General features: G+C 56.8%; 21 protein-coding genes and 1 pseudogene. 4 read left to right on the top strand and 18 right to left on the bottom strand.

Annotation, left to right across the window (positions count from 1 at the left end; all coding sequences use genetic code 11):
* From BLV18_RS22160 to BLV18_RS22100, 13 genes are all read right to left on the bottom strand, one after another.
* The coding region (locus BLV18_RS22160; RefSeq protein WP_139211046.1) for a putative bifunctional diguanylate cyclase/phosphodiesterase at nt 1-1,500 on the bottom strand (1,500 nt) is incomplete at its 3' end.
* 51 nt (nt 1,501-1,551) lie between these two features.
* A complete protein-coding gene (locus BLV18_RS22155) occupies nt 1,552-1,887 on the bottom strand; it encodes a hypothetical protein (protein WP_090362703.1) in 336 nt (111 codons plus the stop codon).
* Nucleotides 1,888-1,929: 42 nt separating this feature from the next.
* On the bottom strand, nt 1,930-3,078 hold the full coding sequence (gene pilV, locus BLV18_RS22150) for a shufflon system plasmid conjugative transfer pilus tip adhesin PilV (RefSeq protein ID WP_167375997.1): 1,149 nt from the start codon (nt 3,076-3,078) through the stop codon (nt 1,930-1,932).
* A gap of 86 nt (nt 3,079-3,164) precedes the next feature.
* The gene (locus BLV18_RS22145; protein WP_167375996.1) at nt 3,165-4,055 is read right to left on the bottom strand and encodes an ATPase, T2SS/T4P/T4SS family; all 891 of its coding nucleotides are present in this window, start codon (nt 4,053-4,055) and stop codon (nt 3,165-3,167) included.
* A 20-nt stretch (nt 4,056-4,075) separates the two neighbouring features.
* Nucleotides 4,076-4,678 (bottom strand): type 4 pilus major pilin, encoded by a 603-nt coding sequence (locus BLV18_RS22140; RefSeq protein WP_090362696.1) that lies wholly within the window; start codon nt 4,676-4,678, stop codon nt 4,076-4,078.
* Nucleotides 4,679-4,751: 73 nt separating this feature from the next.
* Nucleotides 4,752-5,819 carry a type II secretion system F family protein gene (locus BLV18_RS22135; protein ID WP_090362693.1) on the bottom strand — a complete coding sequence of 356 codons (1,068 nt, stop codon included), beginning with the start codon at nt 5,817-5,819 and terminating at the stop codon, nt 4,752-4,754.
* Nucleotides 5,816-7,522 (bottom strand): GspE/PulE family protein, encoded by a 1,707-nt coding sequence (locus BLV18_RS22130; RefSeq protein WP_090362691.1) that lies wholly within the window; start codon nt 7,520-7,522, stop codon nt 5,816-5,818. The genes BLV18_RS22135 and BLV18_RS22130 overlap by 4 nt, the downstream gene beginning before the upstream one ends.
* A 13-nt stretch (nt 7,523-7,535) precedes the next feature.
* Nucleotides 7,536-8,093: a hypothetical protein gene (locus BLV18_RS22125; protein WP_090362688.1), complete on the bottom strand. Its 558-nt coding sequence runs from the start codon at nt 8,091-8,093 to the stop codon at nt 7,536-7,538.
* Entirely contained in the window at nt 8,080-9,372 is a 1,293-nt protein-coding gene (gene pilO2, locus BLV18_RS22120) for a type 4b pilus protein PilO2 (protein ID WP_090362686.1), read from the bottom strand. The genes BLV18_RS22125 and pilO2 overlap by 14 nt, the downstream gene beginning before the upstream one ends.
* Nucleotides 9,372-10,910 carry a secretin GspD/PilQ domain-containing protein gene (locus BLV18_RS22115; RefSeq protein WP_167375995.1) on the bottom strand — a complete coding sequence of 513 codons (1,539 nt, stop codon included), beginning with the start codon at nt 10,908-10,910 and terminating at the stop codon, nt 9,372-9,374. The genes pilO2 and BLV18_RS22115 overlap by 1 nt, the downstream gene beginning before the upstream one ends.
* A 233-nt stretch (nt 10,911-11,143) precedes the next feature.
* The gene (locus BLV18_RS22110; RefSeq protein ID WP_167375994.1) at nt 11,144-11,758 is read right to left on the bottom strand and encodes a toxin co-regulated pilus biosynthesis Q family protein; all 615 of its coding nucleotides are present in this window, start codon (nt 11,756-11,758) and stop codon (nt 11,144-11,146) included.
* Nucleotides 11,759-12,217: 459 nt separating this feature from the next.
* The gene (locus BLV18_RS22105) at nt 12,218-12,433 is read right to left on the bottom strand and encodes a hypothetical protein (protein WP_090362678.1); all 216 of its coding nucleotides are present in this window, start codon (nt 12,431-12,433) and stop codon (nt 12,218-12,220) included.
* Nucleotides 12,434-12,483: 50 nt separating this feature from the next.
* A complete protein-coding gene (locus tag BLV18_RS22100) occupies nt 12,484-13,032 on the bottom strand; it encodes a transcription termination/antitermination NusG family protein (RefSeq protein ID WP_167375993.1) in 549 nt (182 codons plus the stop codon).
* 236 nt (nt 13,033-13,268) lie between these two features.
* Between BLV18_RS22100 and BLV18_RS22095 the strand changes: the two genes are divergently transcribed.
* The 3 genes and pseudogenes from BLV18_RS22095 to BLV18_RS22090 all read left to right on the top strand — a co-directional run bounded on the left by BLV18_RS22095 (nt 13,269) and on the right by BLV18_RS22090 (nt 15,036).
* A complete protein-coding gene (locus tag BLV18_RS22095; protein WP_090362673.1) occupies nt 13,269-13,604 on the top strand; it encodes a helix-turn-helix domain-containing protein in 336 nt (111 codons plus the stop codon).
* Between the two features lie 80 nt (nt 13,605-13,684).
* Entirely contained in the window at nt 13,685-14,146 is a 462-nt protein-coding gene (locus BLV18_RS22300) for a DUF6392 family protein (protein ID WP_139211044.1), read from the top strand.
* A gap of 119 nt (nt 14,147-14,265) precedes the next feature.
* Nucleotides 14,266-15,036, top strand: a pseudogene (locus tag BLV18_RS22090) (IS5 family transposase).
* Between the two features lie 602 nt (nt 15,037-15,638).
* Here the strand turns inward: BLV18_RS22090 and BLV18_RS22085 are convergent.
* The 3 genes from BLV18_RS22085 to mobA all read right to left on the bottom strand — a co-directional run bounded on the left by BLV18_RS22085 (nt 15,639) and on the right by mobA (nt 19,409).
* A complete protein-coding gene (locus BLV18_RS22085; protein ID WP_090362670.1) occupies nt 15,639-16,778 on the bottom strand; it encodes a glutathione-independent formaldehyde dehydrogenase in 1,140 nt (379 codons plus the stop codon).
* A gap of 350 nt (nt 16,779-17,128) precedes the next feature.
* On the bottom strand, nt 17,129-19,069 hold the full coding sequence (gene traI / locus BLV18_RS22080; RefSeq protein ID WP_090362667.1) for a TraI/MobA(P) family conjugative relaxase: 1,941 nt from the start codon (nt 19,067-19,069) through the stop codon (nt 17,129-17,131).
* 10 nt (nt 19,070-19,079) lie between these two features.
* A complete protein-coding gene (gene mobA, locus BLV18_RS22075) occupies nt 19,080-19,409 on the bottom strand; it encodes a plasmid mobilization protein MobA (RefSeq protein WP_090362665.1) in 330 nt (109 codons plus the stop codon).
* A 427-nt stretch (nt 19,410-19,836) separates the two neighbouring features.
* On the opposite strand from mobA, the gene BLV18_RS22070 reads away from it, so the two are divergent.
* Complete coding sequence (locus BLV18_RS22070) at nt 19,837-20,115, top strand: mobilization protein (protein ID WP_090362662.1); 279 nt, start codon at nt 19,837-19,839, stop codon at nt 20,113-20,115.
* Nucleotides 20,116-20,190: 75 nt separating this feature from the next.
* Here the strand turns inward: BLV18_RS22070 and BLV18_RS22065 are convergent, their stop codons facing one another.
* On the bottom strand, nt 20,191-20,391 hold the full coding sequence (locus BLV18_RS22065) for a hypothetical protein (protein ID WP_090362659.1): 201 nt from the start codon (nt 20,389-20,391) through the stop codon (nt 20,191-20,193).
* 65 nt (nt 20,392-20,456) lie between these two features.
* Nucleotides 20,457-21,293 carry a DUF932 domain-containing protein gene (locus tag BLV18_RS22060; RefSeq protein WP_090362656.1) on the bottom strand — a complete coding sequence of 279 codons (837 nt, stop codon included), beginning with the start codon at nt 21,291-21,293 and terminating at the stop codon, nt 20,457-20,459.
* Between the last annotated feature and the right edge of the window lie 27 nt (nt 21,294-21,320).

Below are 21,320 nucleotides of genomic sequence, written 5' to 3'. Positions count from 1 at the left end.
CAGCGTACTCAGGTTGAATTCGCGGGCAATGCTCAGGATGGCGCGCACAATGCGTCCATCAAATTCGCTGGCCGTGGCCCCGATGAACGAGCGATCGATCTTGAGCGTGTCCACCGGGAAGTTCTTCAGGTAGTGCAGCGATGACCAGCCGGTACCGAAGTCGTCCAGGGCTACGCGTACGCCCAGGTCACGCAAAGCGTGCAGGATGCGCGCGGCCTTGTCGGTGTCCGATACCAGGAAGCTCTCGGTCAGCTCCAGTTCCAGACGCGATGCCGGAAAGTCGAATTCGATCAGCACCTCTTGCACGCGGGTTGGCAGGGTATTCACGAACTGACGGCCTGACAAATTGACCGCCACACGCAAATCCAGGCCCATGTCCTGCCAGCGGCGGCCCTGGGCAACGGCTTCGCGCAACACCCAGTCCCCGATCGGCGTGATGAGGTTGGTTTCCTCGGCCACGGGGATGAACAAGTTGGGCGGCACCAGGCCGCGCGTTGGATGCCGCCAACGAATCAGGGCCTCGACGGCGACGATGCGTTTGGTGCGTGAGCAGAACTGGGGCTGATAGTGCAGCACAAATTCGCCATCGCTCAGCGCAACCTTGAGCTCTGCTTCGGTTCGGGCACGGGCCTCGGCTTTGGCGTTCATCTGCGCATCATAGAAACGCAACATGTTGCGACCGGCTCCCTTGCTGCTGTACATGGCCATGTCAGCGTTGTGAATGAGTTCATCTGGGGTGTTGCCGTCCGTGGGCCAGGTAGCCACCCCGACGCTGGCACTGATTTGAAACACGTTCTCGCCGATCATGATCGGACGCTGGCAGGCATCCAGGATGCGCTCGGCCACGATGACGGTTTCCTGCTGATCACGCAGGTTGCAGATCAAGACCACAAATTCGTCACCGCCCAGTCTGGCTACCGTGTCGCTTTCGCGTACGCAGTTGCGCAAGCGCTTGGCCACCTCGACCAGAACCGCGTCCCCGGCCGCATGGCCAAAGGTGTCGTTGATTTTCTTGAAGCGGTCCAGATCGATGAACAGCACGCCTAGATAGGCGTTTTCCAGACGGTTCACCGCATGGATGGCCTGATGCAGGCGATCGCGCAGCAGCTCGCGATTGGGCAGTTCTGTGAGCGGATCGAATAAGGCCACCTGCCAGGGACTGGGCACGGCGTCGAACAGCTCGCTGGACGCACGGATCAGATAGGCAATTCCATCGGTGATGGCCGATCGGCGTACCTGGGCCGTCAGGGAGCCGACATCAGCCGCACTGCCTGCAAAGATGAACTCGGCGACTTCATCCTGGGCGGTAGTGGCCGCATTGAATGCGTCAAATCGGCTGCGCTGTTCATCGTCGCGTAGCAGATCCCGCAGTTTGGTATCAGCCAGCGGTACGGGTGAAAACAGGTCCATTGCCGCGATGTTCGCGTACGTGATGTTTTCCTGGTCGGCCTGCACGAACAGCACGGCAGCCGGAAGCTTGGAAAGTAGCTCTCGGTACATTGAAACCTCGGCGTATAGGTGATGCAGAAGGAAGAAGGAAGCAAGAGCCGCTTATGGAAAAACGCGTGGTCTTGATTCGGGCTGCCATACAAAACTCTCCGGGTCAGGCATGCCGAAGACGAACTTGCCAGCAACTCGCGTGCAGACTTTCCCAGCGGCTACCGCACCCTCGCTGTAGATCTGGCCAGCCAGCAGACAGACGTTTTGCGCGGAAGGATTTTTAGGAGCCCGTTTGAGCTGCTCTACAGTGACTTTATTCAGCATCGAGAGCTGGACCTGAATGTTTTGCAGGTGGACGTTGGTGATATCCATCTGCTTGTGAGTAGCGCAGCCAGATAGAGCCAATGCGGCGGCAATACCAGCGCATACGGTAGCGATAGTGTTCATGGTTAATCTCGGCGGTATGGGTCGTGCGAAGGGACGTAGCAGTCAGCGGGAGCAGGCGACATCGACGATCGTATTGGGGTCAGAGTTGTAAGGTCGCGGCGTGTAATAGCCTGCGCCGTACTCGTTCAACATCCCGAATCGGTAGCCATAATTGGTTTCGCAAAACCGCTTGCCGCAGGTCAGCTGATAGGCAAGCGTGTCGTAATTCGGGGGGTTAGCGGCATCGCCGGTCGCGCAGGCTTTGTTGACGGCCGCTACCGTGGTTCTGACGAAGTTGTAAGTCTTGAGCTGCCCCCAGGTGAGCTGGTTATAAGGGCCAGGTTGGCAGGTCAGCATCACACCTGTGCTGGTTAGACCCACGGTGTTGGCTTCACACCGCTGACCTTCTACGGCGCTGCCGTTGATCTGCAGATACTCACCGGTTTTCAACCGGCCGGTGGACGACACCGTCTTGCCTGTGATGGCTCCGGAAGCGGTCATGTCGACCGCATCGATGTCGTTGGCATTGGTAATGTCGTGCTTGGTACCGGCCGTGTCCTGCATGTTCAGCGAGCCGGTCATGGGCAGGGTGCCGTCGCGCCGTAGAAATTCGAAGAAGCCCTGGCTGTCGTAACCATTGCTCAGCGATACCAGGCCTGCGACGCCGCTACTATTGGTCCCGGTCACCGACCCGCCGCTGCCGACGAACACGCTGGGATCACCGCCCATCGAGCTGGGCATCGAGACGCCGGCATTACCAGGATTCGCCGCTGTGGCCGCGATGGTGGCCCGGCGGATGTCGACGGTGTTGGCATTGGGGATCAGCAACGGCGCCGAGGTCGTCACTTGGAACAGTAGGCTGCAGGTTGGGATCGTGCAGCCGCTCTGGGTGTTGATCCTCATGGCCACACCCAGACCGATGGACTGGCCGTTGTAAACCACCGGGTTTATTGCCGTGGCCGGCAAAAAGCCCAGGCCGCTGAGGTCGACCAGCGTTGGAGCCAGCAGCCGCTGAGCGGCCACGGTGTAACCGTTGCGGGTAACGCTTTCGCCACGCTGGATCTGCGTGAAGAACGTAGTGGCATAGGTCTTGGTTGCATCGCTGATATTCGCCATGCGCTCGCCAATCAGCTTGGCCTTGTCGTCGCGTGTCCGGTCAATATTTGCCTGGACATACTGGTTGCCGACATAGGCTGCGATCAGGGTCAACACCCCGACTCCCAGTGCAAGTTGCGGCAACAGAAAGCCGCGCTGCAGCGGCTTAGGTGGAAAGCGCGCAGTAGGTGACCGCTTCATGGTTATTGATCCTGTAAGTGCATGAGACGCACGCGCTCGACCTCGGGGCCTAGCGATGCGTATTCGCCACGGGAAATGTGTGCAGTGACTTTGTGCTCACGAGGCAGGGCCTGCACACAGAGCTTGCCGCTGTCGTCGAAGCGTTGGTGGATGGCCAGTTGCAGGCTGGAAGACAACAACTCATTGGCATTGGCTTCCCCTGCAGCCCTGGCCATCGCTGCCAGGCGTTCAAGCCCGGCAGGGATGGATTTGGCATGCACAGTAGCAAACACCAGGTGACCGTCACCGGCCAGGCGAAATAGCTGTGCAGCCGTCTGGCTGTTGAGCACTTCGCCAAAGCCCAGCATCGAGGCGTCCTTGGCCGGAAAGCAGCGCAGCGCGGCATGGATACCGCTCTCATAGCCGCCCATCTCAGCCACATCAATCTGCTCGCAGTACCCCTTGCCATGGGGTCCTTCAAGTAGATCTTCGGGCGGATCCTCCAAGGTCAACGCATAACCGCCCAACAAACGCAGCCGTGCCGCGATCGTGGCACTGAAGGTGACCGTCTTGCCGGCACCGGTGAGCCCGAAGATCACCACCAGACCACCGGTGTCGCGCATCTTGGAGCCCAGCAGCAATGCCTTGACCCACTGGGGCAGTCCCAACAGGTCCAGATCCGGACAACGATCACGCAAACGGCGCAGCGCAAAGCGCCCTGCGCGCATCTGTTGAACACGCCACCGGCTGTCATCCGGCATCAGGATCTTCTTGCGCTCTGGGTTCTGCTCGATGCCCTTGATCAGCTGCTGGACCATCACCTGGTGTTCGGCCTGGGCAGGCTGTTGACCAGGGAAGACGATCGCAATGCCTTGCCCATCGGTAGAAAGGTGCACGTCAGTGATCAGGGGCATAGCCGCTGCATCAGCTGACATCAGGCACGCCCGAACGTGAAGACGATGGTATTGGCGTTACTAGCGTTGCACTGGGTACCGGCTGCAGTCAGATCAACCGGGGTGGTCGCCGTTTTCACTGCAGTGCCACCCACGCTGACGTTCTGGTACTGATCGCCACTCATGGCGCTGATGATCTTGATGCATTCAAGGCTGGGGATAGCCGTCAGCGTCCCTTGCGCTTGAGTGCCACCGGAGGCCGGTGCGAAGGTCAACTGCCCCCACTGCGTCACCAGGTTGCCGGTTGGAGTACCGTTGGTGACCTCTGTGATGCTCGAACCCATCCAGCGGTTCTGAGCTACCTGGGCGGTGGTCAGGCCGGTATAGGAAGTGCGGTTCTGATAGGCCGTCTGGATCGCTGGAATGGCACTGTTGAAAGCGTCGTTGATCTTGTTGGCTCGCACGCTGGCAAGCACGCCGGGCAGGATCAGGGCGACCAGTGCGGCCAGCAACGCGATGACCAGGATCACGATCGACAACTCTGTCAGCGAGTAGCCGCGTTGCTTGTGACCAGGCCGCTTGCGACCCATTACACGAGCGAACAGGGACGAACCGCTCACAGCTTTCACTTGAGTGTTTTGCATTTTAGTTTCCTTGGGGTACGACGAAGATCCGGCCGGGGCCGGTGTGATGTTGCGAAGGGTTGCGAGGTGATGCTTAACGGAAGGACTGAACGTAGGCCTGCACGGCCTGGTTGAATTCGAAGTTGGCCAGCACGATGAACCCGATCACGCCACCGACCAGCAGCATGGCCAACAGACCGCTGAGCACAGCCTTGCGCTCAGCGGTCTGCACCTGCTTGTCACCGTGATCAAATGCCAGGATCAGCAGTGCTTTGGTGAAGTCGCGTCGTTCGGCATAGTCCTCGATGCGATCCATCATCTGCAGCGGAAAGAGTCCGGTACCTGTCAGCGCTCGAGCTGGCTCGTCCGGAGCTTTTTCAAGACGGGCCAGCATGTCTCGCAGGTGCTCATTCAGCCATGGTCCTGCAAAATGCCGCATACGCTCCAATGCTTCCTTAGGACCGTGGTTGTTCGACTGCAGCAGGATGGCCAGCGAAACCAGCAGATTGTTGGCCTGACGTTCGCGGTAGCTGCGCCAGGGCAACAAAGGCACCCGATCGATCACACGCCGCAACTTCCCGCGCCAGTGACTGCGGCTCCAGGCAATCAACCAGCCCACGGCAACCACAGCGACACAGAGCAACAAGCCGCCGTCCACCAGCCCTTGAGAGACGCTATAGAGCAAGCGGCTCAATGCGGGCCATTTATCCAGCGGCAGTACCTCAAGGTTCTGAGGGGCAATGACCAGTGCATACGCCAGAAAAAAGCCCAGCAACGTCACCACAGCTGCAACGGGCGACACCAACGAGGTGAAATAAGCGCTGGATATCTTGGCCGACAAGCGCAGGGATTTCGCCAGGTAATCCATGGCTTCTTCCAGGCGCCCATCTTCCTCGGCAGCTGTCAGCACCATGACTTCATAGTCCGGCACGGTGTGCTGCAAGGCATGCGCAAACGACAGCCGTTTCATCTTGCGCAACCAGTGCTCGTACAAGGGCGCCCAGCCGGTACCACGCTTACGCGCTCGTGCAGCCATCTTAATCAGCCGCTCGGGGCCGCCCATCCTGTCACGCAGCGCCGAGGCATAGTCCTCGTAAAACTCACGTCGTGAGTCACCTGAAAAGTTGAACAGCCAGCGCGACCACTTGAACGCCAGGCTCATGTCGCCACCCCAGCCAGCTCGTAGCTTTCCAGCGGCTCGAATTCGCGCTCCAGGTCACGAGGATCGATCCAGCCCTGCGAAACCTTGTACAGCGCATGCTCATACGCCGTCTTGCCCGTCATGTCCGGATCATCGAAAGGCGTTTCGCCACGACTTTGCCGCCAGTAGGTTTCGGCCTGATCGTCCTTGCCTTCGGCGATCAACTGCCGGATGACCTTATCAGGGGCAATGATTTCGGCGACTACGGTCGAGCCGGCAATGCCACGGCCCTTGCAGTGCGGGCAGTCACCCTGAACAGAACACCGCACGGACGCCGGGTCCAGGCGAAACTTCTCCTGCAGCAGCTGCAGCTTGCCAGCAGGCAGCACGTCCGCTGCAGGCACCTTGCAATGCTCACACAGCACCGGCAGCAGACGCTGAAACGCCAATGCCGACAAAAATTGCCGATCGGCCAGTACATGTCGGTCCAGGCCCAGACGGTGTAGACGCAGGATCGCGCCAAAGCCGGACGAGGTGTGCAACGTGGTGTAGAGCTTGTGCCCGGTCATCACAAAGTCGGCCACGATCGACGCCGTGGAGGCATCGCGCGTCTCACCTACCATCACCTCGTCCGGGTCACCGCGCAGGATGTCGCGCAAGGTGCCGTTGAGGGCCTGGATGCTGTCGACCGCTTCTTCATGGTCATCGCGCTGCACGGAAATCTGCGACACGCCGAAGATCTTGTATTCAACCGGGTCCTCCACCGAGTAGCGCTTGCGCTCCATGCGGTTGGGATCAGCCTCCATGCTGACCTTCAGCGCCGTGGACTTGCCTGAGCCAGTAGGACCGAGAAAACCAATCAGCCCGATGGTGCGTGAAACGCACTTGGTCAGCAGCTTGACCTGGGACACCTCGTAACCCAGATCGGCAAAGGTCTTGCTGACCTGGTTGTGCGTCTCCACCGGTAGAAGGCGGATGATCACGTCCCAGCCATCCACCATGCGGATGTACTTGTAACGCAGCTTGTACAGCGTGCCCTTGACCTTGGTGGTCACCATGCAGCTCAGCGACTTCTTCTCCATGGCGAAGGTGTTGTCACTGCGCGTCTTGGGGTCGGACATCTGGGTATACAGATAACCTGCCATTTGGCTGCAGGTTTCCGCGCTGTACTGCTGGTACGCAAACAGGCGGCTGTGAACGCGAAACAGCGCCTTGCCTGTCTTGTCCCGGCAGCACAGATGAATATCCGTGGCCTGGTCCTCGATGGCGGCTTTGATCAGCTCCTCCACGATCGAGCGGGCATCGCTGGCATTGATGTCCGCCGCTGCACTGTTGATGGCCTTGTTGACCTCAGCAATCAGCGACACATCGGCCAGACGCTCCTGAGCCACAGCGTAATTGGCTGCAAGCAGCCGGCTGCGCAGATCCAGGTGTAGACGCTGACCCAGTGCCTGTTCAGATACCAGCACAAGGGCTTCGCGGTTGCCCAGATCAAGCACCGCAACCAGGGAAAGGTCATTGCCCGTTACCGCATGGGTTTGGGTGATCGTAGAGCGATGCGTCGGCAGTTCGGTACGCTGACGAAGACGAGGACTCTTGCGAATGGCGGCGATCAGGCGGGCCTGCAGCTGCGCTGCATCCTCCAGACCAACAGACGACGTTTTATCGCGACGGCTCCTTAAAAAACTGAGGCCGCCGGATTCTTTCGTATCTTTCGATGACATGGAAACTCCAGGCTTAGCGACTAAGCGGCGCGGTGATGGCTGGGGTGATCGGAACGATGGGCGCACCAGGAGCTGCTATGGGATCGGCAGCCGACATCATCGGCTGGCCACCCTGCCCACCCATCCAGTCCAGCATGATGGTCTTGCGCTGTACGACCTTGCGCCCGTCCGTGCGCACGAGCTGGATCTGGTACTGCTGAATGCTGTCCAGCTTCCAGCCATCGACTTTGGAGATGTAGGGCTCCTGCATCGAAACCGGTACACGTCGGCCCTTGTAGCTGATTTCAGCCACCTCCTTGCCCGCCAGGCCCCAGATGGCTTCAACCGTCGGTTCCCCCTCCTTGACCTCCTGTTTGGAGCCCGGCAGCGGGTTGGCCAGCACCGAAGCGGCAGCGGTACCGCTGTTCTGGTTCTGACGAATGCGCAGATCCATTTCCGAATTGAGCAGCTGAGCCTGTTTGCTCAACAGCCTGCCGAATGTATCGGTGCCGCCGTCGAGCGAGGAGGTGTCTTCCGCCATGGCTATCACGGGCAGCAGTAGCAAACACCAGGCAAATTTATGGGTTGGCATATACGGTCCCCTCCAGGGTGAACGTGAGTGGGTCATCAAGCTTGAACGTCACGCTGGATACGCCGCTGGTCATGGGTAATCGCGCGGCCAGATCTTCCAGCAGTACCGCTGATCCCGTTGCGCTATAAGCACCGACCATGGGTATCCAGCTCTCTTCGGGTACGGCGACGGCGGCATTACCCGCTACCCGCGCCCAAGCCGAGGGCAACGTCAGCGTCACGCCGAGCATCTTCGAGACTTGGGCCAGGTTGCCCAGCTTCTGATTGGCTGCATCGCGCGTGGGCAATGCCTCGACCGTGCGAGGCGTTCCTATCGGCAGCGATACAGGAAGTGGCTGAGTGACCTTCTGTGTGTCGCTATCAAACATCGGAGCCGGCCACTCCGGCGGTTTTGCCGCCAAGTAACCGGCCCAGGTAGCAAACGCCTGGGCTTGATAGGTCAACGTGCAAGTGGCCGCAGCGCACTCAAGGCCGGTCAGTCTCCAGCCTGCCAGCAAGCGTTTCAGATCGCGCGTGGCGTCCAGGTAAACCGGCACGGACAGTCGTGCCGGCACAGAGGCATTGATCGCTGCATTTACTGCGTTGGCCAGCTCCAGTTTGCGTTGCGCGATCGCCTGCTCTCGAACCAGTGAAGCGTCACGGCGGGCCGTCTCTGCAGCCTGCAACTGGTAGACGTAGTAAACACATCCCCCGGCCAGGAGCCCGATGCACAGCAGCAAAGGAACAACCGGCAGCGAGGTGTGCCGGCTAAAAGCAGCCTTGGCAAAGTCACGCTTGTGCAGCGAGTGACCGAGGACCTGCAGCGAGAAGTGCCGCAGATCCAATGTGTGGGGCAATGCTTCCAGCAGCGCCTGCTGATCGGTGTAGATCGGCAGCTCCGAAGGATTGGAAAACTGGTTGATCACGTCCCTGACCTGCGCCATGACCTCAACTGCTGGCCCTACCCGATCAGTGCGGGTCATTGGCACGCCGTTCTGCACGCCAAACAGCCAGAGCCGGTCCTCGCCGATGTCAATCAGTGTCAGAAACTGATCTTCGGTGATGGCTGCACGGATCAATGCAGCCGCTGCAACTGGTCGCTTGCGACTCATGGCGCGTGATACCAGAGCCACACAGCTTTCGGTTTGCCCTTTCCCCTGCCAGACGAACTGCCATGCGGCATCAACGGGTCGGCCCAACTGCCTGATTTCGTCGCGTGTGCTTTCAATGCCTGGCAGGGTCAACCAGTCCAGCCCCATCAGCGCGGTACCGAACTCCGGAACCTGCAATTGGGTCAGCATCAGTTCACCCCTTCCACAACCTGTGGTGTCAGCAGAATCAGCACGGCGCGCTGCGTGGACGAGCTGGCCACCCCGCCACCCAGCAGTGGGGTCAGCTGGCCGTCGAACGACCTGTCGCTGCCCTGTTGCTGGATGTTCTGCACCCCGGCAAGCACCGCCGTTTCGCCTTTCACGATGGTGGTGTAGATCTGGTACTGGTTGGCAGTGGATTGCGGGTACTGCAGCGTCACACCGTTGTTGACGAAGGTGTTGGTTGCGCCGCGCATCGAGGCATCCATCGAGAACTGCACGATCACCGAGCCGTTGGGCTGGATCGAGGAGCGCATGTTCAGGAAAGTGCCCGTAGTCAGCTGACCGGGCTCAACGCCTGGCACCACGGTCGTGTTGTTGTTGCCCGTGTTGTTGGAGGACGCCGAGCTGGAACGGGCCGGATAAATGAAGTTTTCCGTATTGGCGATCGACAATGGCCGGTTGTTCATCATTGGATAGGTTTCATCCTTGCGGACGTTCACCTTGCCAACGGTGGCCAGCGCCTGCAGAAACGCTGAAGTCGTCGAGTTGTCACCGTTGCGGATGACCCCGATCTGCCCAAAGCCGGTGGATGCACCAGGAAGGCCTGCCGGCGAGAACAGATTGACGTTCCACTTGGACGCGGCGTTGTTGATCAGCCAGGCCCAGTTCACACCCATGTCATTGTTGGTCGTGGCTGTCAGGTCGACGATCTGCATGCGCATGCGCACTTGGCGGCTGACCGACTTGTTTTCCGCATTGATCAGCTCCTCTACCTGCTCCTGCACCTCACGGGTATCAGTGACCGTGACGACGCCTGAGTCAGAAATAGAGTATTTGCCGATGCTATTGGGTGTCAGCGTGCCCTCAATCGCGATCCTGAGGTTCTTAACCACATCGACGCCGGCCGTCATCTTCGCTGAAACATCCGAGTTTGAAGAAACCTTGCCGGCCTCCTTCGCCACCGAATCCCCGCCGCTGTCGTTGCCGCCAGTGGTCGAGGTCTTGGCGATCGTACTGGTGACATCGTTGATGTCCGTAATCGTTGCGATCTGGTAGGTGCGGGTCACCAGACGCGAAATCTGGATGATGCCGTCCTTAAAATCCCAGCCGACCCCATACTCAGCTGTTTTCTGATCGAGCAGTTCGCTCAGGGTGGCACCGGCAGGGCTGGCCTGATCGATGAAAAAAGAGCGCCCAACAGCTTCGCCCTGCGGCACAGCGGTATAGCCGCCACCGCCCATGCCGGACATGGAGGCCAGGCTTGGCACTGATTGGCCAAGCGTTCCGCTCATGGGGACGCTCATGGTCACCGGCGATGGAGCCTGTAGCGCAGCGCCTCCTCCAGCTGAGCCCATGCGCTGGGCAGTGAACACCTGGATCGGTACCAAGGCGTCGGGGCTGACCCGAACAGACAGATTTGTGATCTTGCTGATTCGATCGGCAAACACATTCAGCGCCGGCTTGTCAGGAAACGAGAAGCGGATCGGCTGGCTGAATACGGCAGGCAGTTCGGCGTCGCGTGACACCTTGACCGTCTTGCCACCCAGCCATACACCGTCGAATTCACGTACGGCAGCGCTGCGCAGCAGATCTTCCTGACGCAGCTGAGCCAGGCTGTCCTGCACTTTCTGGTTGCCTTCAACCGAGGCACTGCGGATGCCGTCACGTTCATTCAGCGCGCCGCACCCGGACAGGGCCAATGCAACGGCCACGGCAAGGCTTCGTTTCACGTACGAAGTCATAGGGTTACTCCAGGGGATTATTGAGCGCGGCTACCGGACTCGGTGACGCGAAGAACGCGGTTGCCCGCATACAGCATGCCGGTCAGGTTGACATCGGCAGCAGACAGGGACTGAAACAGGCGTTTCACAGCAGAGCGAAAGTCGCCTTCAAACGTTGCGGTGACGTTGATCGGCACATCCACCGAAGCGTCCCATACCAGCTGCCAGCCAGCCTTTGCAGCCCATTTGCTCAGTGCGCGACGCAGCGTCACGTCAGAGGTGTTAAGCATCCACTTTTCAGGAGCAGGCTTGGGAGCTGGGGTGACCTTGGCGAACACCACGGCTGGCACAGGAGCAGGAGGGACGTTTTTTTGCGGTACGGCGGTAGCAGGTGTCAGCACCTTTGCCGAGGAAGACGGCTTCAGCGCGTCGGCTACCACTTGGGCAGCCACGCTGGGCTTGTCAGCAGGCTGCACGACCTGGACTACCTGGACGATCCTGGGCGGGGGGACTGGAGCCGGCAACACCACCGTCGGTGCCCCAGCAGGCTTGTAGGCAGCAGGTGAGGTTGTGACCGGCGCCGCTGTTCGGTGCAAGCGCATCTGCGCCTGGCTGATTGTGGATGCACTGACGGCAATTTGATCATCGACCATCTGCGCTGCAGGTACCTGGTCGGTAGGGGGAGCAGTTTGACAGCCTGAGACGATCGCAACGGCTGCCGCGACTAGCAGGGGGTTTCGCATGAGGTGCCTCTCATCGGCGCCGGTATGAACATTCATAGGCGGGAGGTAAGTGTTCAGAACTTTCTTGATCAACTCCAAACGAAGTCGATCAAGCGAAAACCTGGCCTGGTAGGGGCCAGAACTCGACAATGATGACTCCGACCAAGACCTCGCCCGCCAGAATTGGCACTTTCCTTCACCGGCTTTTTAAACCGCCCTGGGTAACTCGTGCCGGTTTTGCATTTGCCGAGGCAAAGCTATGCCGATCACGCCAATGGCATGGTGCTTTGAGGATAATTCGGTTGGGGACGATCAAGTCGAGCGGAGCGGGGAGTGTCGAGGAAGGGCATTGCAGAGCCAGTACCATGAAGGCGCTGGTGGTGATCATTTTTAACTTAGCTGCGGAATTTCTGAAAGAAGCTTGAGGCGAGCTTGTTCAAGAAAGTTATCAAGCACATATTGAGCCAATTGAGATGCTGTGATCTGTCTTTTCCCTTCGTAGCTGATGTTTATAGCCAGGTCAGACAACGTTTCAAATCGTTCTTGCCCGATGTGAATAACTCGAGTTTTACCTCGATTTCCAACCGGATGGGGTTTTGCATGCATAAAGCCTCCCGAAGCGGGTAAAGTTTAGGATGGTGCAAACAGACAAGATATCAGTTTATCTTGTCGTTGATAGAAGGATGCTCTAATACGGTAGCCAAAACCGTATGTTTGTTGGCAGTTGCTTTTTGAATAGCTGTGTCCTTCTGAATCAGTTCCATTAGAGCAACTTGGCGGGATAGCTTGTCTTTAAGACAGAGGATATTGTTTATCGACTCCACGATTGACGGTGAAAGACCAGACAACTCTATTCTAGTCACATTGCGATTTGGCCGGACAACCATAGAAGCTCTGAGAGCATCAATTGTCCGATCTGATATAACGCATATCTCACCGCCAAACTTTACAAACTCTTTCACCCCAGACATCGTTGCAATGACTGAGGGATGGATGACTTCAGGATTGATCCTGACGAACATGTAGCCAGGGAACAACTGCACCCTGCTGGAGCGTCGTATGCCTGTAGCGCTGTGTTTTGTTACAGACTCCAGCAGGGGTGAGAAGGTCTCCGCGCTTAGGAGGTGCATACCATCACTGACCTTCTGGTGCGATTGGTAATTGATGGTGATCAGATACCATCCTGGCTTGTGTTCACTTTCCATCGCACACGGCTCCGCAATGAACCTGCAAAAATTCATCCTAATAGGAAACGATTTTGTAGAGGAAACCCCCACGAACCACTGATTATACATCCAGCTATGAGGATTGCAATCGCACATAGCCACTACGCAATACTATACGATCGCAACAATGTTGTCATCGGTTTTTGAGAATCCTGCATTTATTCCCTGTTTTTACTGACTAAACCCCTGAAAATGGTAGGTTTTTGGGTGCTACCATGTCCTCGTCCATTCGCAAGGTAATCGGGGCCCGCATTCGGATTCTGCGAAAGCGCAGCGGTTTGTCCCAAGAAGAGGTTGCCGAGGCAATAAATTGTGACAATGCTACGCTTAGCCGCTATGAACGCGGGGTGAACGCTCCAGACGGCGCTCAGCTCGTCCAACTGGCCGCTCTGTTCAAGATTACCCCTGGTGAATTTCTACCCGGATCGGCAGATTTACAAAGGCAAGAGTTGATAGACCTAAGGACGCAATTGATCGATATGATCTTTTCAATGGACGATACCGATGAGATTCGAAAGATCCTAAACTTTGCTATAAGCAATAGAAAATAGCCATCAACGCACTTACGGAATTACTGTGGCAAGCCGAAAGAAAATGTGTTTGCCTGTCAAACTTATTAAGTGAAGCCTAAATGGACCAGAACACCTTAAATAAAATAATAAGAAACCTTGGGTACACACACGACTCACTTTTGCAAAATCAAATAATTCCTGATTGCAAGCTATCGAAACTTTATGGTGACAGCGACACACTAGAGGTGGAACTAGAGCAAGGATTTGAATTAGTATTTTCAGAAAGAATGCGATTCGAAGTTATATACATTGTACTGGATGTAAAGAGCAGTGGTCGATTCAACTATCAAGCAAACCTTCCAAGCCCGCTATCGCTTTTAAAGTCAAAATCCGATGTGGCCAGCAATTTGGGACAGCCCATACATAGTGCAAGCGATTTGGATTTGCTTGATAGCGATTTGTTTGGATGGGATACATACCAGTTACCTGAACATCTGCACCCAAGCTCGTTTCTAGATGTACAGTACGATGCTCAAATGAATGTTAAATATCTACTGATAACCTTGATGGATCGCGACTAACGACACCTACCACGGCCTAGGGTTTGTCTGAAAAGTCGCTTTCGCTAGAATGATGCCCTCTAGTTGCCAGGAGAGCCGTCATGACAGACCGTTATGAAATTTAATCTGAGCGTTGGGCGATCATTGAAGCCATTATCTCCCCTCCTCAACACATGGGGCGGCCAAGGCGCGATGATCGTCAGATGCTTGATGGAATCTTCTGGATTTTGTGCTCTGGCGCCAAATGGCGGGATCTTCCAGAGCGTTTTGGGCCTTGGAAGACCGTTTACCAGCGTTTCAGGCAATGGCGTGACAACGGCACGTTCGAGCAGGTTCTGCGCCACCTTCATCTTCGTTTGCGAGAGGACGGGTTCATCGATCTGGATACCTGGATGGTCGATTCCACGTCAATCCGGGCCACCCGGGCTGCCAGCGGTGCTGGAAAAAAAGGGGCCCGCAGGAACCGCAACACCACTGCCTGCGACAGTCATGACATCCCGTTGGCCATTATGCTGTCGCCCGGCGAGCAGGCTGACTCGCGCTACTTCATGCCGTTGCTGGATCAGCTCAGTCTTCCTGGCAGCAGGGGTCGCCCGCGCAAGCGTTGCCGTTATGTGCTTGCCGACAAGGGTTATGACAGCCAGGTTATACGTCAGTACTGCGACCGCTACGGCATGCAGCCGGTGATTCCGCTGCGCAAGATGCATCGCAAGCCTCGACCCGGCTTGCCTCGGCTGTTTGACAGGCCTCAGTACAAAAAACGCAACGTTATTGAGCGGGTGTTCAGCTAGCTCAAGGAAAAACGTCGGATCTGTACGCGTTACGACAAACTGGCCAGCAGCTTCAAAGCCATGGTCACACTGGCCTGCATCGAAAGATGCTTGCGGGCTGACTTTTCAGACAAACCCTAGCTGCTCAGGCCTTGGCGTCCATGTCCAGAAACTGAACATGGACGCTAGGATGAGTGTTCAGTTTCTGGACGTTGGCTACCACGACATAACTCCACACAGGGGCAACTTCAGGATCAGGCCCGGCGTGGCCGCTAATTAAGGCTGCGGAAGCGAAATGCCTAAGCGAAGCGCTAACCGGCGTTCCGCTATTCCAATTTCGAAGCGCAGCCCTGAAAGGTACCTATTCTTGAACTCATCAAACCAGGGGTGGACACCTCACCGGCGCCACCTTCAATAGCCCTGTAGTCAATCTTTACTACAACGGCAGCGAAGGCATGGATTTGCATCGCGATCCCGAAGCGAGAAGTGCGCATAGTGTAATAGCAGCACTATGCGCAGGGGCAACCGAAAATGTGCATTCAAGCATAAGGTATCAGGCACCCGTCGTGCCTTGTAACTTCAGCGCAACCACTTAATCGTGATGCGCGGTGATACCCAGTACGATTGGCTCCATGCAGTGATGAGAGCCGCAAAAGTGATAGGCCCGCGCATCAGTTTGACCTTCAGACTATTTCCGGCCGATCAAGACTGGATCTGAGGCCCAGATCAATAGACACCGAGTCTTAGGCGCCCGGCTTGAGCACAACCTTGGTCCAGCCATCATCGCGGGCATCGAAATGCTTGTAAGCGTCAGGTCCTTCGGACAACTTCAAGCTATGGGAGATGATCTGCGAGGGTTTAGCGCGATCGTGCTGGATCAATTTGGCCAGTCGGCGGTTATAAGCCTTGACGTTGGCCTGCCCGGTACGGATCTGCTGGCCCTTGAACCAGAAGGAACCGAAATCGAAGGCCATTTTACCTTCCTTGGCCAATTCGTTTTCAGCACCTGGGTCCTGGGGAACAAATACGCCGACGACCCCAATTCCGCCGGTAGGTTTGGTCGAGGCGACCAGGTTGTTCATGGTCAGGTGATTGACTTCATGGCCATGCTTGTCGCAGCATTGATAGCCGACGCACTCGCAACCGCGATCGGTGCCCTTGCCGTCGGTCAGGTGAAGGATTTGTTCGACTGCTTCTTTTTCGACGGCATTGATTGGCGTGGCACCCAGCTTGGCAGCCAGCGCCAAGCGATCAGGATGACTATCGACGACGAACACCTCTGAGGCTCCCTTGATGATCGCCGAGTGCGCCGCCATCAGTCCGACAGGACCAGCGCCATAGATCGCAATGCTTTCCCCAGGCAACAGGCCTGACAGTTCGGTGGCGTGCCAACCCGTGGGGAAGATATCCGATAACATGACGTAGTCGTCTTCCTTTTCTCGGGCGTCTTCAGGCAACACCAGACAGTTGAAATCCCCATAAGGGACTCGGAGCAGCTCCGCCTGGCCGCCCTCATAGGGCCCCATTTCGGCAAAACCGTAAGCGCCACCAGCACTCCCTGGATTGACGGTCAGACAGTAACCCGTCAGGCCTTTCTCGCAGTTTTCACAGAAGCCGCAGCCAATGTTGAACGGCAAGCAAACCACGTCGCCCACTTTGACTCGATCAACACCAGCACCAACCTCAATGACCTCTCCGAGGTTTTCATGGCCCAGGATTCGACCAGTCTCGAAACTCGTACGACCTTCATACATATGCAGATCCGAACCACAGATGTTGGTGGTCGTGATCCGGACCAAAACGTCCGTAGGTTTCTCGATCTTGGCATCGGGAACGTTTCGAACACTGACGTCATGAGGGCCGTTATATACGATTGCTTTCATTTCGTTCTCCGGACAGTGAAGGTGCGATACGTATCGCTTTGACTGTCTGACCCGACATTGATACCTACCGTTCCCTCCTTCTTGCGTCAGGACCGACGAACGGTAAAAAGTTGTGCAGCTGCTGCAGGTAAATAATTCTGTGTCAGGAGTTATTGTTTACATCACGTCTACAGTCAGTAGAAATTGAGTCTATTGAGTTGCATTGCTTAGCACCCTGCTTTATCCAGTACGCCTCCATACCCAGCGGACATCGACCGCAGCCCGCGATTTCGAACTATCACGTCCGAAGACCAAGCTTCTTCTGAGGGAAACCATCCAGTGTGTAGTGGACGCCAGCGGCCAACACTCGCCTATGGTCTGGGATATTGGATTGGAGCAGGGTCCGGTGGTACGTGAGCAGTAGCAGCCTGGCGATCGACCTGAGGTTGTGATCGGTCGACCTCTTCCAGGTAGTCCAGGTAGCGTTGCTGATCCTCGCGTGTCGGCTCAAAGCGACTCAGCCCATACTCACGGTTGAAGTCCTGCAAGGATCGCAGTGCATCCTGCATGAACGGTATCTCACCTTGGAAGGCAACCCTATCGCCGCTTTTGTGGCTGGTGATAGCCATGGCCAGGGCAAAGTTCGAGCGATCCTCACCTCCGAAGTAACCGGGATTAATGTGGACCAGGGTGCCCTCATCCCTGACACCCACAACCCCATCGCGCACGTATTCCACAACACCGTTGCGGCGCACTTGAGTTGCATGAGTTTTCCAATCATGCACGGGCGAATCATCAGCTACGCCGCACAAGATCACTCGATCAACATCGCGCTCATTACGCTTGGCCTGGCGCTTCTCGCGATACGCCATGCCACGCAATTGACTGACCGCTGCCACGTCACCTGCCAGTGCTTCCTGCTCAACCCAAGCCCTGTAACCCATCGGTCGACCCAACCCTTTATCAGCCAGATCCTGACGCTCTTTCCTCACCTGGATGCGTAGCTCGGCCATGGCCTTCATTCGCTCGAACTCAGCCACGCGGTACATCAGCTTGCGCATGACTGGATCGCGATGCTTATCACGCACGGTCGCTTTCATCGCACGGAAGTGATCAGCGATTTCTCGCTGTCTGCCCAGTACATTCAACTCTGGCCGCTTGAAGCCATCACGGTAGCGCTGGTAGCGCAGCTTTAGATCCAGACGCGCCTCTGCCCTCGCCTGCCGGCGTTCGAAGCGCGCGTCTTTATCGCGCAGCTCGAACTGTGGCTGATAGTTGGAACGCATCAGGACATAGCTCTGGCTATCGTCGAAGGCCTCAGTGGCAAAGGATGGTCGACCTTCATATTTGCCGATGTGACGCTCAAGCTTGCCCTTGGTCAAAGCCACATGCACCGATGACGCTTTGACCACCGTGGGACTCTCTGGACGCAAGTAGTCATAGACCACCAGTCCATCGCCTTGCTCACGCAATCCTAGCCCACGATCGTGCAGGACACGATGGGTCTTCTCCCAGGTCAACGAGTTATCTTCCAACATTTTGGAAATGCCGTCTCTGACGTTCTCAACGGCATAGTGGTAAAGGCTTTCTGTGTTGGAATAGACCTGCAATGGCACTGCATCACGCGGTGCACGGGTGAACCGCAGCGGGGCACGCTTCAGCTGATCATTCACACCCCATTCCCAGCTACCGTTGTCCTGGATGAACCCGTATTTGCGTTCCAGGACACGGCAGGCTTTCTGCAAGGTGTCTGCGTCATTCCACAGGTTTGCTGCCTTGTACGTCACTGGGTTTACGCGGTTCACCGCAACATGACAGTGGGTATTATCGGTGTCCTGGTGAACGGCAGTAACGTACTGATGGCCCTCCATGCCCAGCTGACGAATGCTGTACTCGGCACACTCGAAGATCTGCGCATCGGTAGGCGCCTCGTTCTCGCGCCAGGATAGGATGAAGTGGTAGACCGGATCCTGACACCGGGTGCTCTGTGCGGCCACCATGTTCATTTCTGCAGCTGCGGTTTCCCAGGAAAAGCAATTGGTCTCGCAGGAAATACCACCACTGATCAGGCGCTGCCGGCCATCTGGAAACACATCTGTGATCACTACAGCACGGTCATCGCCTTCGTTGCGTTCAACGTAGTCAACGAGCCGATCGAACATCGCCTTTTTGCTACGCGAAGCGCTGGCACGAGCGGTAGAAGAAATCTCGTCATCATCATTGGGTTTGTCCATCCGATCGCTGATGTAGCTCACCAGCCGGTTAAAGCTAGAGCCCTTATCGCCGCGTTTAGGTGGAATGATGACGTTCATGGAATAGGTATCACTTGAGGTTGGTCTGCGATAAATCGATAGCGTTCACAGCCTTCTTGATGGCCACCAAAACATCAGCAAATTGCTTGCTCAGTTCAGTGGTCATGCCGCTTTGCATCTGACTGTAAAGATGCTTCTGCAGACCGCCCAACTGCAGTAGTTCCCCCATCAGCTTCTTGTCAGTTGGCGTTTTGATCTTGCGAGAAAGTGCGGCACTCCGCATCAGGTCGGAGACAGTGATCGCAGCTGCCTTAGCCTTCTCATTCAGCAAGGCTTTCTCCTCCAACGTGCAGCGGACTTTGATCATCTGGTCTCTCTGCCGCGACTCGCTTTTTGACATAACTCAACTCTAACTGACGATGCTGGGGTGTCGGGGCGTAGCCCTGATCCGGGTTTTGGGGACACTGACCGCGTGCGGGCGGTGGCCACAAAACATTTCCGGTCAACCTATTTAAACCGGATCTGGGGCCAAGCTTAGCATTCCAGGCGGGGGCCGGCTAGGGTCCAGGGCAAAGAGGCGGCTTCGGGAGTGGTGGGGGGGGTTCCGCAGAAGGCTGACGGGCTCCAGGGACTCGACTAGCGCACTTTTGTCGGTTCTGAGGGATAATCGCATTCATAACGGTGAGGCCTTCAAGCGCGCTCAGGCCTACAAATCACTACCAGTGTGCTATCCAGGGAACAGGCCACCTGCTAGGCTCGCCTGCGGTATGTTCGCCCAGCGTAGATCATGGGGCGGATGATCAATATCAATGAACGACGGAATTCCAATGGCCAAGCAGAAAACATTCACTCAGCAAGAACTTGAAAACGCCCGGCAGAAGCTGGCCGAACTTCCGGACCTGAGCAAAGACAAAATGAGCCAGGCGGACGTGCTCCAGTCCTTGAAGGAACAAATTGTTGATCTGTGTTCAGCCAAGGGCTACACCGTGGCAGAGGTCAAGCAAGCGCTTGCTGATGTCGGCATGAACGTTTCGGCAAGAGACATCACCGAACTCACGACAACGCGTAAACGCTCCGGACCTAGGGCAAAGTCTCAAGAAGCTTGATGACGTTAGCGCGAAAATAAGGACACACAAAAAAGCCCCACATCGTGGGGCTTTTACGTTTTTAAGGGGTTGGCCTTATTCGACCTCTGGCTGTTCGGCCAGATCGATTTGCTCGGATCGGCCAGCCATATCAGTGACGACGAATACGCAAGCGCTGTAGGGATCACCCTCAGCTATACGAGGCTGAAAATATAGCTCGGCAACCTCTCGGGCGGCACCTTCGTGCCCCTCTTCGGATTCGATTTCAATGGTCCAGGTCACCACATAGCCGCTCATGTTTTCTTCCTTGCGCTGATTCAGATTTGTCAGGGCTGGGCGCCATGGCGCCCAGCGGTGGATTATCAAGCGGCTTTTCGGTGTTGGCCCATGGCCTGAGCAAGTACCCACAGTGCGCGATTCAGTTTCACGTCCTGGTCAATGCCGTTGACCGCTCGGGTCGTAGTGCGTCGGCCTTGCTTGTTTCGGCCGCTCAAACCGCCCTTGATGGTGTTTTCCTGGACGCGGTTGAAAGTGGTCCAAAGGTCGCTGCTTCGATCTTCGCGGCGACGCGGCATTAACAACTGGGAAGGCGTCACAGGCGCCGGTCCCTCGGCAGGATCGTAGCGATAGGCCAGAGCCGCCATGGCGAACGCTTCTTGCTCGTCCTGGTGCAATTGCTGATGCTTCATATCAGCGGTGATGTGGTCGATCTGTTCGAAATGCTTTAACACTTCGAACGCGCCTTCGATCACATCGCTCACCACATCCCCACGGCCACTGTGTCGGACTTTTTGGTCTGCGGCCACGTCGCCCAGGACCAGACCGTTCGCACACACGAAGCGGAATTTGCCGCCGATCATTTGATAGCTGCTGCTGCCGTCATGGCTATTGAGCAGGATGATTTCGTTGGCTTCCTGGTCCAGGATCTGGCTGGCATGGCGCAAGCGCAGCATGTGCTTGGTGTGCTCGCGCTTGCCCTGGTCGCGTACGCGGGTCTGACAGGCCATGAACGGTTGAAAGCCTTCCGCGCGCAGAGCATCGAGCACCTGTACAGTGGGGATATACAGATAACGTTCTGAACGGCTGTCGTGCGCTTCCTCGGCGAAGATCGACGGGACGTAGCGCGCGATCTGATCATTGCTCAGTGCGAGGTCACTACGGATCATGCAAGGGTTACGAAAGTTGCTGGAAAGACGCATGGTGTTTCTCCTGATGTAGCGCCCGGC

The organism is Pseudomonas coleopterorum (genome assembly GCF_900105555.1).
Classification (GTDB): Bacteria; Pseudomonadota; Gammaproteobacteria; order Pseudomonadales; family Pseudomonadaceae; genus Aquipseudomonas; species Aquipseudomonas coleopterorum.
The sequence above is the reverse complement of the archived record's forward strand: the minus strand, read 5'-3'. Positions and strand labels throughout refer to the sequence as shown.

Excerpts from the sequence above, each read along its gene's own strand:
- BLV18_RS22085 (WP_090362670.1), bottom strand. The coding sequence starts at position 16,778 with ATGAAAGCAATCGTATATAACGGCCCTCATGACGTCAGTGTTCGAAAC.
- BLV18_RS22110 (WP_167375994.1), bottom strand. The coding sequence starts at position 11,758 with ATGGTCGATGATCAAATTGCCGTCAGTGCATCCACAATCAGCCAGGCG.
- BLV18_RS22065 (WP_090362659.1), bottom strand. The coding sequence starts at position 20,391 with ATGAGCGGCTATGTGGTGACCTGGACCATTGAAATCGAATCCGAAGAG.
- pilO2 (WP_090362686.1), bottom strand. The coding sequence starts at position 9,372 with ATGCTGACCCAATTGCAGGTTCCGGAGTTCGGTACCGCGCTGATGGGG.
- BLV18_RS22125 (WP_090362688.1), bottom strand. The coding sequence starts at position 8,093 with ATGCCAACCCATAAATTTGCCTGGTGTTTGCTACTGCTGCCCGTGATA.
- BLV18_RS22105 (WP_090362678.1), bottom strand. The coding sequence starts at position 12,433 with ATGCATGCAAAACCCCATCCGGTTGGAAATCGAGGTAAAACTCGAGTT.
- BLV18_RS22060 (WP_090362656.1), bottom strand. The coding sequence starts at position 21,293 with ATGCGTCTTTCCAGCAACTTTCGTAACCCTTGCATGATCCGTAGTGAC.
- traI (WP_090362667.1), bottom strand. The coding sequence starts at position 19,069 with ATGAACGTCATCATTCCACCTAAACGCGGCGATAAGGGCTCTAGCTTT.
- BLV18_RS22155 (WP_090362703.1), bottom strand. The coding sequence starts at position 1,887 with ATGAACACTATCGCTACCGTATGCGCTGGTATTGCCGCCGCATTGGCT.
- mobA (WP_090362665.1), bottom strand. The coding sequence starts at position 19,409 with ATGTCAAAAAGCGAGTCGCGGCAGAGAGACCAGATGATCAAAGTCCGC.
- BLV18_RS22140 (WP_090362696.1), bottom strand. The coding sequence starts at position 4,678 with ATGCAAAACACTCAAGTGAAAGCTGTGAGCGGTTCGTCCCTGTTCGCT.
- BLV18_RS22145 (WP_167375996.1), bottom strand. The coding sequence starts at position 4,055 with ATGCCCCTGATCACTGACGTGCACCTTTCTACCGATGGGCAAGGCATT.
- BLV18_RS22095 (WP_090362673.1), top strand. The coding sequence starts at position 13,269 with ATGTCCTCGTCCATTCGCAAGGTAATCGGGGCCCGCATTCGGATTCTG.
- BLV18_RS22130 (WP_090362691.1), bottom strand. The coding sequence starts at position 7,522 with ATGTCATCGAAAGATACGAAAGAATCCGGCGGCCTCAGTTTTTTAAGG.
- BLV18_RS22100 (WP_167375993.1), bottom strand. The coding sequence starts at position 13,032 with ATGGAAAGTGAACACAAGCCAGGATGGTATCTGATCACCATCAATTAC.
- BLV18_RS22300 (WP_139211044.1), top strand. The coding sequence starts at position 13,685 with ATGGACCAGAACACCTTAAATAAAATAATAAGAAACCTTGGGTACACA.
- BLV18_RS22135 (WP_090362693.1), bottom strand. The coding sequence starts at position 5,819 with ATGAGCCTGGCGTTCAAGTGGTCGCGCTGGCTGTTCAACTTTTCAGGT.
- BLV18_RS22070 (WP_090362662.1), top strand. The coding sequence starts at position 19,837 with ATGGCCAAGCAGAAAACATTCACTCAGCAAGAACTTGAAAACGCCCGG.